This window comes from Zeimonas sediminis, assembly GCF_023721795.1.
In the GTDB taxonomy this organism is placed as follows: Bacteria; Pseudomonadota; Gammaproteobacteria; order Burkholderiales; family Burkholderiaceae_E; genus Zeimonas; species Zeimonas sediminis.
In genome coordinates this window covers 298,066-312,715 of sequence record NZ_JAMQYE010000001.1, presented here as the reverse complement: position 1 = coordinate 312,715, position 14,650 = coordinate 298,066, and the positions used below count along the sequence as shown (strand labels likewise).

General features: G+C 70.0%; 12 protein-coding genes and 2 tRNA genes. 6 read left to right on the top strand and 8 right to left on the bottom strand.

Annotated features, from left to right (window positions below):
* Positions 1-8: 8 nt before the first annotated feature.
* Both M6I34_RS01455 and M6I34_RS01450 read right to left on the bottom strand, forming a co-directional pair.
* A complete protein-coding gene (locus tag M6I34_RS01455) occupies positions 9-968 on the bottom strand; it encodes an ROK family protein (RefSeq protein ID WP_272483942.1) in 960 nt (319 codons plus the stop codon).
* 28 nt (positions 969-996) lie between these two features.
* Positions 997-1,662, bottom strand: coding sequence for a glutathione S-transferase family protein (locus tag M6I34_RS01450; RefSeq protein WP_272483941.1), 666 nt, complete (start codon positions 1,660-1,662; stop codon positions 997-999).
* 132 nt (positions 1,663-1,794) lie between these two features.
* On the opposite strand from M6I34_RS01450, the gene M6I34_RS01445 reads away from it, so the two are divergent.
* The 5 genes from M6I34_RS01445 (at position 1,795) to M6I34_RS01425 (ending at position 7,591) form a co-directional block, all read left to right on the top strand.
* On the top strand, positions 1,795-3,339 hold the full coding sequence (locus tag M6I34_RS01445) for a 3-hydroxyacyl-CoA dehydrogenase (RefSeq protein WP_272483940.1): 1,545 nt from the start codon (positions 1,795-1,797) through the stop codon (positions 3,337-3,339).
* 3 nt (positions 3,340-3,342) lie between these two features.
* Positions 3,343-4,173, top strand: coding sequence for an oxepin-CoA hydrolase, alternative type (locus tag M6I34_RS01440; protein ID WP_272483939.1), 831 nt, complete (start codon positions 3,343-3,345; stop codon positions 4,171-4,173).
* Positions 4,170-5,276 (top strand): phosphotransferase family protein, encoded by a 1,107-nt coding sequence (locus M6I34_RS01435; protein ID WP_418953418.1) that lies wholly within the window; start codon positions 4,170-4,172, stop codon positions 5,274-5,276. Before M6I34_RS01440 ends, M6I34_RS01435 begins: the two co-directional genes overlap by 4 nt.
* A gap of 82 nt (positions 5,277-5,358) precedes the next feature.
* The gene (locus M6I34_RS01430) at positions 5,359-6,624 is read left to right on the top strand and encodes an acyl-CoA dehydrogenase family protein (RefSeq protein ID WP_272483938.1); all 1,266 of its coding nucleotides are present in this window, start codon (positions 5,359-5,361) and stop codon (positions 6,622-6,624) included.
* Positions 6,625-6,895: 271 nt separating this feature from the next.
* Positions 6,896-7,591 carry a glutathione S-transferase N-terminal domain-containing protein gene (locus M6I34_RS01425; RefSeq protein WP_272483937.1) on the top strand — a complete coding sequence of 232 codons (696 nt, stop codon included), beginning with the start codon at positions 6,896-6,898 and terminating at the stop codon, positions 7,589-7,591.
* Between the two features lie 99 nt (positions 7,592-7,690).
* On the opposite strand, the gene M6I34_RS01420 is transcribed toward M6I34_RS01425, so the two are convergent.
* Entirely contained in the window at positions 7,691-8,161 is a 471-nt protein-coding gene (locus M6I34_RS01420) for a DUF1178 family protein (RefSeq protein ID WP_272483936.1), read from the bottom strand.
* A gap of 101 nt (positions 8,162-8,262) precedes the next feature.
* On the opposite strand from M6I34_RS01420, the gene mnmH reads away from it, so the two are divergent.
* Positions 8,263-9,339 carry a tRNA 2-selenouridine(34) synthase MnmH gene (gene mnmH, locus M6I34_RS01415; RefSeq protein WP_272483935.1) on the top strand — a complete coding sequence of 359 codons (1,077 nt, stop codon included), beginning with the start codon at positions 8,263-8,265 and terminating at the stop codon, positions 9,337-9,339.
* A 66-nt stretch (positions 9,340-9,405) separates the two neighbouring features.
* Here mnmH and M6I34_RS01410 read toward each other — a convergent pair whose 3' ends face one another.
* The 5 genes from M6I34_RS01410 to lon all read right to left on the bottom strand — a co-directional run bounded on the left by M6I34_RS01410 (position 9,406) and on the right by lon (position 14,587).
* Entirely contained in the window at positions 9,406-11,331 is a 1,926-nt protein-coding gene (locus M6I34_RS01410; protein ID WP_272483934.1) for a SurA N-terminal domain-containing protein, read from the bottom strand.
* Between the two features lie 95 nt (positions 11,332-11,426).
* Positions 11,427-11,503: transfer RNA gene (locus M6I34_RS01405), tRNA-Asp, on the bottom strand.
* A 21-nt stretch (positions 11,504-11,524) separates the two neighbouring features.
* Positions 11,525-11,600, bottom strand: a tRNA-Val gene (locus tag M6I34_RS01400).
* Positions 11,601-11,696: 96 nt separating this feature from the next.
* Positions 11,697-11,969, bottom strand: coding sequence for an HU family DNA-binding protein (locus M6I34_RS01395; protein ID WP_272483933.1), 273 nt, complete (start codon positions 11,967-11,969; stop codon positions 11,697-11,699).
* Positions 11,970-12,166: 197 nt separating this feature from the next.
* Entirely contained in the window at positions 12,167-14,587 is a 2,421-nt protein-coding gene (lon, locus tag M6I34_RS01390) for an endopeptidase La (RefSeq protein ID WP_272483932.1), read from the bottom strand.
* Positions 14,588-14,650: the final 63 nt, after the last annotated feature.

The following is a 14,650-nucleotide window of genomic DNA, read 5'->3' as shown; positions in this document are numbered from 1 at the left end:
TCGCCTTCTCAGCCGACCAGGGCCAGCGCCCCGTAGTCGCCGACCTCGGCGCCCAGCCCGGCCGGCACCAGCGCCAGCCCGTCGGTCACCCTCGGGAAGCGCCCGGCCAGCTCGGCCTGCAGGCGGGGCAACAGCAGCCCGCGGTGGTGCCAGAACACGCCCCCGCCCAGCGCGATGCGCTCCAGGTCGAGCAGCACCGCCAGGTCGTAGAGGGCGCGGCCGACGACCCGGACCAGCCCGTCCACGATGCGCGCGGCGTCCGCCTCCCCGCGCTCGGCCGCTTCGAACAGCGCCGCCGGTTCGATGCCGAAGCGGCGCCGGATCGACGCGCCGCCGGCCAGCCCTTCCACGTCGCCCAGGTTGCCGCAGCCGCACAGCGCGTCGGGCGCGCCGGCGTCGACGAAGATGTGCCCGGCATGCCCGGCATTGCCGTTGCGCCCGCGCAGCACCCGGCCGTCCACGCACAGCCCGGCGCCCACGCCGGTGCTCCAGGTGAGGTAGGCGCAGTGCGCCGCGCCGCGCAGCGCGCCCCAGCGGCGCTCGGCCTCCAGCGCGGCGACGGCATCGTTCTCGATCCGCAGGCGGCCGAAGCGCGCGAGCAGCGGCACCTCCAGCGGGATCGCTTCCCAGTCGTTGGGCAGGCCGCTCGCGGGGCCGGCCAGCCCGCCGCACAGGTTCGGCGTGGCCAGCGCGATTCCCCCGTCGATCCGCACGAACGGGCCGCAGGCCGCGACCCCGATCCCGGCGAGGCGCTCGTCCGGCACGCCGGCCCGCCGGCAGGCGGCCTCGAGCATCCCGATCACCTGGCGGGCGAGCGCCTCGGGCGGACCCTGCCTCACCGTCGGCTCGACGCGCCGCTCGACGAAACCCCGGGCGTCGGCCAGGGCGACCGAGACCTTGGTGCCGCCGACGTCCACGCAGGCGACCGGCCGGCCGTCGGCCAGGGCGGCGAAGGCGTCGTGGCTCATCGCTGGCGGCTCCCCGGTTGCGTGCCGCTCAGGCCGCCGGCGCCGCGAAGGGCTTCTCGCGCGCCATCAGCTCGGCGTTGGCCTTGCGGTCCGCATCGATCCGCCTGACCGACTCGCGCTCGCGCATCAGCTTCAGGTAGTCGCGCACCGGCAGGCCGGCCAGCAGGTCCTCGCCCCAGATCGCCTTGCAGGCCATCGACACCACCGGCAGGTGGACGCAGGCGGCGCAGTCGGCCAGCGTGAAGCGATCTCCGGCCACGAAGGGCGAGAACCGGGCCAGGCGGGCGAAGGCGGCCAGGTTGCGCTCGAGCTCCGGGCGGGTCCGGTCGATCGTCGACGCGGAGACCTTGCCGCCGAAGAAGGCCTGCGGGTAGAGCCTTCGCGCGACCAGCTCCAGGTGCAGCTCGACGAAGACCACGAGCTCCCTGACCTTCGCCCTCTCCCAGGGGTCGGCCGGCAGCAGCGGCTTCTGCGGATACGCGTCCTCGAGGTACTCGAGGATCACCTGCGATTCGCACAGCGCGCCGCGATCGGTCTTCAGGAACGGCACCTTGCCGAGCGGGCTGCAGCACAGCGTCTCCTCGTCCTTCGAGGCCCAGTTGAGCTCCTCGTCGAAGGGGATGCCTTTTTCCAGCAGGGCGAGCTTGACCTTGTTGTGGTAGTTGCTGACCGAAAAACCGGCGAGCGTGAGCATGGATGGCGTCTCCGTCTTGCGTCCTCGGGCCACGATTCCGGCCCGCGGCGCGCCGGCGGACCTGCCCCGCCGGGCGCCGGATCGGAATCTCCCTGCGGCCAGTGTAACGTCCGCTCCAGTAGAATCGGTGTGATGAGCGCACCAGCCACCACCCATCCGTACAAGCAGGCCGGCATCGTCGGCACCGGCGCCATGGGGCGCGGCATCGCCCAGCTCCTCGCGCAGTCGGGCGTGCCGGTCCGCCTGTTCGACAGCAATCCCGACGCGGTCGCCGCGGCGATCGCGCAGATCGGCGACACCTTCGCGAAGCTGGCCGAGAAGGGCCGCATCAGTGCCGAGGCCGCGGCTGCCTCGGCCGGCAGGCTGAAGCCGGCCAGCGCGCTGGCCGACCTCGCCGGCTGCGACCTGGTCGTGGAAGCGATCGTCGAGCGCCTCGACGCCAAGCGCGCGCTGTTCGCCGAGCTCGAGCCCGTCGTGGGCCCCGGCTGCGTGCTCGCCACGAACACCTCGTCGCTGTCGGTCACCGAGATCGCGGCGGCCTGCAAGCTGCCTGGCCGGGTCGTCGGCTGGCACTTCTTCAACCCGGTGCCCCTGATGAAGGTCGTCGAGGTGATCGACGGCGTGCGCACCGACTCCGCGATCGTCGAGTCCATGGTCGCGCTCACGCGCGCCACCGGCCACCTGCCGGTCGTCGCGCAGGACTCGCCCGGCTTCATCGTCAACCACGCCGGCCGTGGCTTCGGCACCGAGTCGCTGAAGGCGCTGTCCGAAGGCGTCGCCGACGTCCCGACGATCGACCGGATCCTGCGCGAGCAGGTCGGTTTCGACGGCAGCAGCTTCCGGCTCGGCCCCTTCGAGCTGATGGACCTCACCGGGCTCGACGTATCTCACCCGGTCATGGAGTCGATCTACCGCCAGTTCTACGACGAGCCGCGCTTCCGCCCGACCGCGATCACCGCGCAGCGGATCGCGGCGGGCCTGTACGGCCGCAAGACCGGCGAGGGTTTCTACCGCTACCAGGACGGCAAGGCCGTCGCGCCGCCGGAAGCGCCCGTGCCGGCGATCGCCGTGCTGCCGCCGGTCTGGGTCGCGCCCGGCCCGCGCCAGGCGCTGGTCGCCGAAACCGCCGCCGGCCTGGGCGCCACGATCGAGACCGGCGAGGAGCCCTCGGCCGCGGCGCTGGTGCTGGTCGCCCCGCTGGGGCTCGACGCCACCGCCGCCGCCGCCGGCCTGCCCGCCGAGCGGGTCGTCGCGATCGACACGCTGTTCCCGATCGCCACCGGCGCCTGCCAGCGCCGGGTGCTGATGACCACCCCGGCCACGCAGCCGCAGTGGCGCGATGCCGCGCACGCGCTGTTCGCCGCCGACGGCGCGAAGGTCTCGGTGCTGCGCGACAGCCCGGGCTTCATCGCGCAGCGGGTCGTCGCGATGATCGTCTCGATCGCCACCGAGATCGCCCAGCTGCGGATCGCGTCGCCGGCCGACATCGACACCGCGGTGCGCATCGGCCTGGGCTACCCTCGCGGCCCGCTCACCATGGGCGACATGCTGGGGGCGCCGACCGTGCTCGAGATCCTCGCCAACATGCACCGGCTGACCGGCGATCCGCGCTATCGCCCCGGCGCGTGGCTCCGCCGCCGCGCCCAGCTCGGCCTGTCGCTGCTCCAGGAAGACTGAGCCATGGCCGCCCGCCTGCTCTCCACGATGCAGGGCGCGGTCCTGCAGTTGACGATCTCGAACCCGGACGCGCGCAATGCGCTGCACCCGGACATCTACCGGGACGGCATCGCGGCGCTGAAGGGGGCCGCCGCCGACCCGGCCGTGCGGGCCGTCGTCATCGCCGGCGACGGCGAGCACTTCTGCGCCGGCGGCAACCTGAACCGGCTGCTCGGCAATCGCTCGCAGCCGCCCGAGGTGCAGGCCGCCTCGATCGACACGCTGCACGAGTGGGTCGCAGCGATCCGCGACTGCCCGAAGCCGGTCATCGCGGCAGTCGAGGGCGCCGCCGCCGGGGCAGGCTTCTCGCTGGCGCTCGCCTGCGACATGCTGGTGGCCGCGCAGAACGCGCGCTTCGTCATGTCCTACATCCGGGTCGGCCTGACCCCCGACGGCGGCGCGAGCCACTGGCTCGCCACGCGCCTGCCCTACCCGCTCGCCTACGAGATCCTCGCCACCGGCCATCCGGTCGGCGCCGCCCGCCTGCATTCGCTGGGCATCGTCAGCGAGCTGACCGAGCCGGGCGACGCGCTGCGCGCGGCGCTCGCCCGCGCCAGCGAGCTGGCCGACGGGCCTGCCTTCGCGCTCGGCCGGGTCAAGTCCCTGCTCGCGGCCGGCGAACGCGAGGCGCTCGCGCACCAGCTGGTTCGGGAGCGCGACAATTTCGTGGCCGCCCTGCACCACGACGACGCCGGCGAAGGCATCACGGCCTTCCTGGAAAAGCGCGTCCCACGCTATCACCGCAACGAGCCGCCGCCCGCGGCCAGCCAGTCCCCGAAGGAAGACCGACAGTGACCGCATCCCCCGCCGACCAGGCCGCCCAGGGCGGCGCCCAGCAGGCCAACAGCGGAACCACCGAGGTGCCCGAACGGCACCGGATCGACGTTCCCGTGCTCGAGCGCTTCCTGCGCGAGCGCATCGAGGGCTTCGAGGGCCCGCTCTCGGTCGAGATGTTCAAGGGCGGCCAGTCGAACCCGACCTACAAGCTGCTCACCCCGACCCGCAGCTGGGTCATGCGTGCCAAGCCGGGGCCCGTCTCGAAGCTGCTGCCGTCGGCGCACGCGATCGAGCGCGAGTACCGGGTGCTCGAGGCGCTGGGCCGCGCCGGCATGCCGGTGGCCAAGGTCTACCTGCTGTGCGAAGACGAGTCGGTGATCGGCCGGGCCTTCTACGTGATGGAGTTCGTCGAGGGCCGGGTGCTCTGGGAGCAGAGCCTGCCCGGCATGAGCCCGGCCGAGCGCGGCGCGATCTACGACGAGATGAACCGCGTTATCGCCGCGCTGCACTCGGTCGACTACAAGGCGATCGGCCTGGCCGACTACGGCAAGCCCGGCAACTATTTCGCGCGCCAGATCGGCCGCTGGAGCAAGCAGTACCAGGCCTCCGAAACCGAGAAGATCGAGGCGATGGACCGCCTGATCGAGTGGCTGCCGCATCACATCCCCGACAGCGACGAGACCTCGATCGTCCACGGCGACTACCGGCTCGACAACCTGATGTTCGACCGCACCGAGCCGAAGGTCCGCGCGATCCTCGACTGGGAGCTGTCCACGCTGGGCCACCCGCTCGCCGATTTCTCGTACCACTGCATGAGCTGGCACATCGAGCCGGGCCAGTTCCGCGGCATCGGCGGCCTCGACCACAAGGCGCTGGGCATCCCGACCGAGCGCGAGTACGTCGAGGCCTACTGCCGGCGCACGAACCGCGATCCCGACGCCGTCATGGCCAACTGGGACTTCTACATCGCCTACAACATGTTCCGGCTGGCCGCGATCCTGCAGGGGATCATGAAGCGGGCGGTCGACGGCACCGCCTCCAGCGCGCGCGCGCTCGAGCAGGGGCGCCGCGCGCGGCCGCTGGCCGAGATGGGCTGGGAGATCGCGCAGCGGGTCCGCTGACCCGAGTCACCCGAGGCGCCGCACCGGGAGCCGACGTGTCGGCGCCGGCGCAGGCCCGAAGATTTCAAAGGAGAGACAAGAGATGGATTTCGACTTTTCGCCGACTTGCAAGGAAATGCAGCAGCGACTGCTGGATTTCATGGACAGGCACATCTACCCGAACGAGCACCGCTTCCACGAGGAAGTCGAGGCCAATCGCCGCGCCGGCAACGCCTGGGTGCCCACCAAGATCGTCGAGGAGTTGAAGCCGAAGGCCCGCGAGGCCGGCCTTTGGAACCTGTTCCTGCCGAAGTCGCCGCGCGTGCCCGAGGGCCTGTCCAACCTCGACTACGCGTCGCTGTGCGAGATCATGGGCCGCGTGCACTTCGCGCCCGAGGTCTTCAACTGCTCGGCGCCCGACACCGGCAACATGGAGACGCTCGAGCGCTACGGCAGCGAGGCGATCAAGCGCGCCTGGCTCGACCCGCTGCTGCGCGGCGAGATCCGTTCGGCCTTCGCGATGACCGAGCCGGCGGTGGCTTCGTCCGATGCGACCAACATCCAGTCCAGCATCGAGCGCGACGGCGACCACTACGTGATCAACGGGCGCAAGTGGTGGACCTCCGGCGCCGGCGACCCGCGCTGCAAGGTCTACATCTTCATGGGCAAGACCAATCCCGACGCGCCGCGCCACCAGCAGCAGTCGATGATCGTCGTGCCCGCCGACACCCCGGGGATCACCGTGATCCGCCCGCTGAGCGTGTTCGGCTACGACGACGCGCCGCACGGCCACTGCGAGGTGCTGTTCGAGAACGTGCGGGTGCCGGTCGACAACATCCTGCTCGGCGAAGGCCGCGGCTTCGAGATCGCCCAGGGCCGCCTCGGACCGGGCCGCATCCACCACTGCATGCGCTCGATCGGCGCCGCCGAGCGCGCGCTCGAGTTCATGTGCCGCCGGCTCGCGTCGCGCACCGCGTTCGGCAAGCGCATCTCCGACCACAACGTGTGGCACGAGCGGATCGCCGAGTCGCGGATCATGATCGAGCAGGCCCGCCTGCTGACGCTGAAGGCCGCCTACATGATGGACACGGTGGGCAACAAGGTCGCCAAGGCCGAGATCGCGATGATCAAGGTCGTGGCCCCGAACGTGTCCACCAAGATCATCGACTGGGCGATCCAGGCCCACGGCGGCGGCGGCGTCTGCGACGACTTCCCGCTCGCCTACATGTACGCGCACCAGCGCACGCTGCGCCTGGCCGACGGCCCCGACGAGGTCCACCGCAACGCGGTCGCCAAGCTCGAGCTCGGCCGCCAGGCGGCGATCCCGTCGTCCAGCCACGAGGAAATGCCGGTCACGCGGGGCAGCTGAACTCTTCGCTGCATGCGCCGCCCGCTGCGCGGTGCGGCGCCGATTTGGCGGCGGGGGCCGGTCCCCGCTGCGCGGGGATCGGGCTTCGCCCGCCCGCTCCGACCTCGGATTTCCGCGCCCGCCTCGCAGGGGGCTTCGCCCCGCGGCGAGCGGGCGCCCGCGGAAATCCTTTCGGTCGCTCGCGGCTCGGCCCAAGCCGCCAAATCGGCGCCGCACCGCGCAGCGGGCTCGGTCGTATGCTTCTCTCACCGTCGAACACTGGGGAAAAGCGATGATCGACCTTTACACCTGGCCCACGCCCAACGGCCACAAGGTGCACATCATGCTCGAGGAGTGCGGCCTGCCGTATGCGGTGCATGCGGTCGACATCGGCGCCGGCGAGCAGTTCGACCCCGAGTTCCTGAAGATCAGTCCGAACAACAAGATCCCGGCGATCGTCGACTCCGACGGCCCCGACGGCAAGCCGATCTCCCTGTTCGAGTCCGGAGCGATCCTGGTGTACCTGGCCGGCAAGACCGGCAAGTTCCTGCCGAAGACCACCCGCGGCCGTTACGAGACGCTGCAGTGGCTGATGTTCCAGATGGGCGGCCTGGGCCCGATGCTCGGCCAGGCCCACCACTTCCGGATCTACGCGCCGCAGAAGATCGACTACGCGATCGAGCGCTACACGAACGAGGCGAAGCGCCTGTACGGCGTGCTCGACCGCCAGCTCGGGAGGACCGGCGCCTGGCTGGCCGGCCGCGAGTACACGATCGCCGACATGGCCTGCTGGCCCTGGACGCGCTCGCACGAGAACCAGGGGATCGACCTGGCCGATTACCCGAACGTGAAGCGCTGGTACGACGCGATCGGCGCGCGCCCTGCCGTGCAGCGGGCGCTGACCGTGCTGGCCGACCGGCGCAAGCCGCTGCTCGACCCGAAGGCCCGCGAAGCGCTTTTCGGCGGCACGCAGTACCAGAAGCGCTGAGAAGCGCCCAAGGCGGGGGCGGGAAGGCGCCGTGGCCTGCGGCGTGTTCGCGCGCCTGCCCAGGCCCGCCCCGGGGCTCCCGTGCGGGAGCGGTCACGCTTACTGGATCGGGTCCTTCATCGAGCGGGGCAGCGGGAAGGCGAAGACCTCGATTCCCTCGTCGGCGAGCTCGGCGCGCTCCTCCGCGCTGGCCACGCCGCGGATCCCGCGCTCGGGCGCTTCCTGGTAGTGGATCCTGCGCGCTTCCTCGGCGAAGTTCTCGCCGACGTCCTCGGTGCTCTCCACCAGGTGGCGCGCGAGCTTCATCCACATTGCCTGGAGCTGCTGCGGGGTCGGCGCGGCCCCTGCCGTCGCGCCGCCTTCGACCGGCACCGGCCCGCGTGAAGAAGCGGGATCGCTCGCACCGGACAGGTTCAGCCGCGGCGCGCTCGGCAGCTTGCTGATCTGCCGGTCGCCGCAGACCGGACACTCGATCAGGCCGCGCTCGAGTTGGCCCTGGTAGTCGTCGGCCGACGCGAACCAGCCCTCGAACCGGTGGTCGTGGCCGCAGGCCAGATTGAATACTTTCATCGATTCGTTCTTCCGCTCATTCGCGATTGTAAGTCCTCGCGGCTGGCCCCGCTGCTAGAATCCCCGTCCGCTTCCCCCGATCGCACGCGAGCCCCCTCCCGATGAAGGATCCAGTCGTAGTCGGCATCGACGAGGCGATCGCGTCGCTCGACGACTACGACGCGATCCTCGACGCGCGCAGCCCGTCGGAGTTCGCCGACGACCGGCTGCCCGGCGCGCTTTCCACGCCGGTGCTCGACGATGCCGAGCGTGCCCGCGTTGGCACGATCTACGCGCAGCAGTCCTCGTTCGCGGCCAAGCGGATCGGCGCTGCGCTCGTGTCGCGCAACATCGCCGGGATCCTCGAGACGCAGCTCGCCGACCGGCCGCGCGAGTGGCGGCCGCTGGTCTACTGCTGGCGCGGCGGAAACCGGTCCGGCTCGCTGGCGACGGTGATGGCCCGCGTCGGCTGGCGCACCGCGGTGCTCGAAGGCGGCTACCGGGCCTTTCGCCGGCGCGTCGTGGCCGATCTCGCGGTGCTGCCCGACGCGCTTCGGCTGCACGTGATCGCTGGCCGCACCGGCAGCGGGAAGAGCCTGATCCTGCAGCGGCTCGCGGCGCTCGGCGCGCAGGTCCTGGACCTCGAGGCGCTCGCGAACCATCGCGGCTCGGTCCTCGGGCTGATGCCCGACGCGGTCCAGCCCTCGCAGAAGCGCTTCGAGTCGCTGCTGTGGGACGCGCTGCGACGCTTCGATCCGGCCCGGCCGGTCTTCGTCGAATCCGAGAGCCGGCGCGTCGGCCAGTGCCACGTGCCCGACGGCCTGATCGCCCGGATGCGGGCCGCCGACTGCAGTCGCATCGAGATGCCCGTCGCGCAGCGTGCCGAGTTGCTGCTGCGCGAGTACCGGCACTTCGTCGAGGACCGCGCGGCCCTCGTCGAGCGACTGGAGCGACTGGCGCCGATGCACGGCCGCCGCGTGGTCGACGGATGGTGCGAGCTGGCTCAGGCGGGTCGCTGGGCCGAGTTCGTCACCGCCTTGCTCGAGGCGCACTACGACCCGGCCTACGACAAGTCGATGGGCAAGAACTACCGGGGCATCGACGCGGCGCGGCGGATCGAGGCGGCCGGCAGCGACGATGCCGCGCTCGACGCCTGTGCCCGCGCGATCGCGCTGGCGGAGGATCCGGCGCTTCGCTGAGACGGGTTCCCCGGGGTTTCCTTGGGGCCCCGACGCGCGACCGGCGCGAGGCGCCGGCTCGGGCGATCAGCGCTCGACGGGCTCGGGCGCGATCGCCTGCTCGTTGCGGACGATCTTGCGGCGCGCCTTGACCGAATCCACGTAGGCGCTCAGCGCAGCCTGGCTGTAGGCCTGCTCGAGCTGGCGCCTGTACAGCGGCTTGCGCTCGGCCAGCAGCTTGTCGTCGGCGTCGATCACCTTGGTGACCGCGAACACCGCGTAGCCGCCGTCCGCGACGCCGGCTCCCGCGTAGCCGGGAAGCTTTTCGCCGTCGACCTTGAAGATCGCCTCGACCGCCGGCTGGGGCAGCGCGTCGGAGGGCGCCCTGCCGATGCGGCGCGCCTCGCCGAAGGCGCCGTCGGGCTGCGCCTTGCCGGCGCGCAAGTCGGCCAGCAGCGCCTCGCCCGCCTTGCGCGCCGCGGCGGCCGATTCGCGGGCCACCAGGCGCTTGCGGACCTCGTCGCGAACCTCGTCGAAGGCCTGGCGACGCGCCGGGCTGTGCTCGACGATCCGCGCCGACACCAGGCGGCCCTCGCCGATGTCGACAGCCTGGGTGTTGCGCCGGTTGGCGATGCTCTCGGCCGAGAACAGGGCCTCGAGTAGCCTGCGCTGGTTCAGCGGGTGCTCGCGCGGCAGCGACTCCACGCCGTCGCGCCCGACCTTTTCCGCGGTCTCGACCTTCAGCCCGAAGCGTTCGGCGGCCGGGTTCAGCGTGTCCGCCTGCTCGTAGACCAGGTTGCTGAAGCTCTCGGCCGCCTCGGCGAAGCGCCCGGCCGACTGCTGCTTGCGGATCTCGGCCTCGATCTCGGCGCGCACCGTCTGGAAGGCGCGCTCGACCCCGGGTCGGATGCCGGTCAGCTTGATCACGTGGTAGCCGAACTCGCTCTCGACGACCTCGCTGATCTCGCCCTCCTTCAGCGCGAAGGCCGCGTCGGCGAAGGGCTTGACCATCATCGAGGCGCTGAAGAAGCCGAGGTCGCCGCCCGACGGCGCCGAGCCCGGGTCCTGCGACTCGGCCTTGGCCAGCTCGGCGAAGTCGGCACCGGCCGCGAGCTTGTCGCGCAGCGCCTGCGCCTTGTCGCGCGCCGCCTTCTTGTCGGCCTCGCTCGCACCCTCGGGAACCGTGACCAGGATGTGGCTGGCGCGACGCTGCTCGGCGGTCGCGTAGCGCGCCTTGTTCTGCTCGTAGTAGGCGCGGACCTCGTCGGGGTTCAGCTTGATCGTGGCCTCGATCGCCGACGGCTCGAGCACCAGGTACTCGACCTTCGCCTGCTCGGGCGTCTCGAAGGCCGCGGCGTTCTGCTCGTGGTAGCGCTTTAGCGCCTCCTCGGACGTGTCGACCGACGACGCGAAGTCGGCCGGCACGAAAGTGCGCTGCCGGATCTCGCGCGTCTGCTCGCCGAGGCGGGTCACTCGCTCGACCAGCGCATCGGGCACGACCGGCGTCTGGGAGATCGCGCCGGGCAGCGCCTGCATCGCGAGGTCGCGGCGCAGCTCGGCCTCGAACATGGCCTCGTTCCGTCCCTGGGCGGCCAGCAGCGCACGGTAGCGCTCCATGTCGAAGCTTCCGTCCGCCTTGACCAGGTCCGGGATCGCCAGGATGGTGCGGCGAAGCGTGTCGTCGGACACCACGATGCGCTGGTCGGAAGCCTCGAGCATCAGCGCCCGCTGCGTGACCAGTCCCTCGAGGATCTCGGCGCGCGCGCCCGCGTTGTCGAGCATGGCGGGATCCACCTGCCCGCCGAACACCTGGCGCATCTGCTCGAGCTGGCGCTGCCGCGCGAGCTCGAATTCCTGCCGGGTGATGCTGGAGTCTCCGACCTTGGCCACCGAATCGCCATCGGACAGGAAGCGGTCGTAGCCCTGGATCCCGAAGAAGGCGAAGGCCGGGAAGATCAGGATCAGCAGGATGAACTGCAGCAGGCGCTGGTGCTTACGGATCGAATCGAACATGCGAAACGGCTCACCTGGCGCGCCAGGGCCGCCCGAGCGCGGCGCCTGGCGACGGATGAAAAAAAAGGGCGAACTTCCGTTCGCCCTTCGAGTGTTGGCGGAGTGGACGGGACTCGAACCCGCGACCCCCGGCGTGACAGGCCGGTATTCTAACCAACTGAACTACCACTCCAAAATTCTCTGGGCGCTGCGCTGGTGGGTGCTGAGAGGCTCGAACTCCCGACCTACGCCTTGTAAGGGCGCCGCTCTACCAACTGAGCTAAGCACCCTTTGCTGCTCCGCCCTGGTCGACTGCGTCAACCGTGAAGACCGCGATTATATACGAGATTCTGCAGTCCCGGAAAACGGTGTTTCGAAAAGGCGCTTCAGTTGATCGCGTCTTTCAGGCCCTTGCCCGGGCGGAACTTCGGCAGCTTGGCGGCCTTGATCTTGATCGTGGCGCCGGTGCGCGGATTACGGCCGGTGCGCGCGGCGCGCTTGGCGACCGAGAAAGTGCCGAACCCGACCAGCGTGACCGAGCCACCCTTCTTCAGCGTGGTGCGAATCGCGCCGATGACGGCGTCGAGCGATCGGCCAGCCGCAGCCTTGGAGATGTCTGCCTGCTTCGCGATTTGGTCGATCAATTCGGACTTGTTCACTGGAACCCCCTCACCTCATGGAACTTTGATGGAACGCGCGCAACTCGATGAAGCGCGCCACTTTGTAGTATCGACGCCGCGATCGAGCCGGGCGAAGCAGAGGCCGTATTAAATCGCCGGGGGCCCGGCAGTGTCAAGCCGAGCCCCCGGCAATTTCCCTCTGGAAACACCCCCTGCGATGCGGGCCGAAGCCTTCGTCAGTGCTTGACCAGGTCGCTGCCGCCCGACGATGCGGGCGCTGCCGACACCGTGCCACCGGAAACCCCCTGCTCCTCTTCGGGCAAGGGCTGAGGCTGGCGCTCCAGGGCGACCTCGAGCACGCGATCGATCCACTTGACCGGCACGATCTCCAGGCGGTTCTTCACGTTGTCCGGGATCTCGGCGAGATCCTTGACGTTCTCCTCGGGGATCAGCACGGTCTTGATGCCGCCGCGGTGCGCGGCGAGCAGCTTCTCCTTCAGGCCGCCGATCGCGAGCACCTCGCCGCGCAGCGTGATCTCGCCGGTCATCGCGACGTCGGCGCGAACCGGGATGCCGGTCAGCACCGACACCAGCGCGGTCGTCATCGCGATGCCCGCGCTCGGGCCGTCCTTCGGCGTGGCGCCCTCGGGCACGTGGATGTGGATGTCCTGCTTCTCGTGGAAGTCCGGCTTCACGCCGAGCCGCTGGGCGCGCCTGCGCACGACCGTCATCGCGGCCTTGATCGACTCCTGCATCACGTCGCCGAGCTTGCCGGTGAAGGTGGTCTTGCCCTTGCCCGGCACCGCGACCGCCTCGATCGTGAGCAGCTCGCCGCCGACCTCGGTCCACGCCAGGCCGGTGACCTGCCCGATCTGGTTCTCCTTCTCGGCGATGCCGAAGGTGTAGCGGCGCACGCCGAGGAACTTGTCCAGGTTCTTGGGCGTGACGCTGACCTTCTTCTCCTGCTTCGTGAGCAGCAGCATCTTGACGACCTTGCGGCAGATCTTGCTGATCTCGCGCTCGAGCGAGCGCACACCGGCCTCGCGGGTGTAGTAGCGCACGATGTCGCGCAGCGCCGCCTCGGACACCGAGATTTCCTCGGCCTTCAGCCCGGTGTTCTTCATCTGCTTGGGCAGCAGGTAGCGCTGGGCGATGCCGACCTTCTCGTCCTCGGTGTAGCCGGACAGGCGGATCACCTCCATCCGGTCGAGCAGCGGCGGCGGGATGTTCAGCGTGTTCGCGGTGGCGACGAACATCACGTCGGACAGGTCGTACTCGACCTCGACGTAGTGATCGACGAAGGTGCTGTTCTGCTCGGGGTCGAGCACCTCGAGCAGCGCGCTCGACGGGTCGCCGCGGAAGTCCATGCCCATCTTGTCGACCTCGTCGAGCAGGAAGAGCGGATTGCGCACGCCGACCTTGGTCAGGTTCTGCAGGATCTTGCCCGGCATCGACCCGATGTAGGTGCGACGGTGGCCGCGGATCTCGGCCTCGTCGCGCACGCCGCCGAGCGCCATGCGCACGAACTTGCGGTTGGTCGCGCGGGCGATCGACTGGCCCAGCGAGGTCTTTCCGACGCCCGGGGGCCCGACCAGGCACAGGATGGGGGACTTCAGCTTGTCGACCCGCTGCTGGACCGCCAGGTACTCGAGGATGCGCTCCTTGACCTTCTCGAGGCCGAAGTGGTCGTCGTCGAGGACCTTCTGCGCATTGGCCAGGTCGTTGTTGATCTTGCTCTTCTTCTTCCAGGGCAGGCCGATCAGCACGTCGATGTAGTTGCGCACGACGGTGGCCTCGGCCGACATCGGCGACATCAGCTTGAGCTTCTTGAGCTCGGCCTCGGCCTTCTTCAGCGCCTCCTTGGGCATGCGGGCGGCCTTGATCTTCTTCTCGAGCTCCTCGAGGTCGGCGCCCTCCTCGCCCTCGCCGAGCTCCTTCTGGATCGCCTTGACCTGCTCGTTCAGGTAGTACTCGCGCTGGCTCTTCTCCATCTGGCGCTTGACGCGGCCGCGGATGCGCTTTTCCACCTGCAGGATGTCCAGCTCGGTCTCGATCTGGGCGAGCAGCCGCTCGAGCCGCTCGGACACCGAGGTGGTCTCGAGGATCTCCTGCTTCTGCTCGATGCGGATCGGCAGGTGGGCGGCGATCGTGTCGGCGAGCCGGCCCGGATCGTCGATGCCGTTCAGCGAGGCGAGGATCTCGGGCGGGATCTTCTTGTTCAGCTTCACGTACTGGTCGAACTGCGCCAGGATCGCGCGGCGCAGCGCCTCGACCTCGGGATTGGCCTCGCCGTCGGCCGCGACCGGCTCGACGGTGCAGGTGAAGTGGGCGCCGCTGTCGTCGACGTCGACGATCCGCGCGCGCCGGGCGCCCTCGACCAGCACCTTGACCGTCCCGTCAGGCAGCTTGAGCATCTGAAGGATGTTCGAGACGCAACCGATGCGGTGGATGTCGGCCTCGGACGGCTCGTCCTTCGAGGCGTTCTTCTGCGCGACGAGCATGATGCTCTTGCCGCCTTCCATCGCCGATTCGAGCGCCTTGATCGACTTCGGCCTGCCGACGAACAGAGGGATCACCATGTGGGGGAAGACCACGACGTCGCGCAGCGGCAGCAGCGGCAACGGCGAATCGAACGCGCGGGTCTGTTCTTCGGACATCGAATTCTCCAATCGGACTGTCCCCGGGATGTTGTGCCATCCGGAGGGATTTCAAGAGCACGC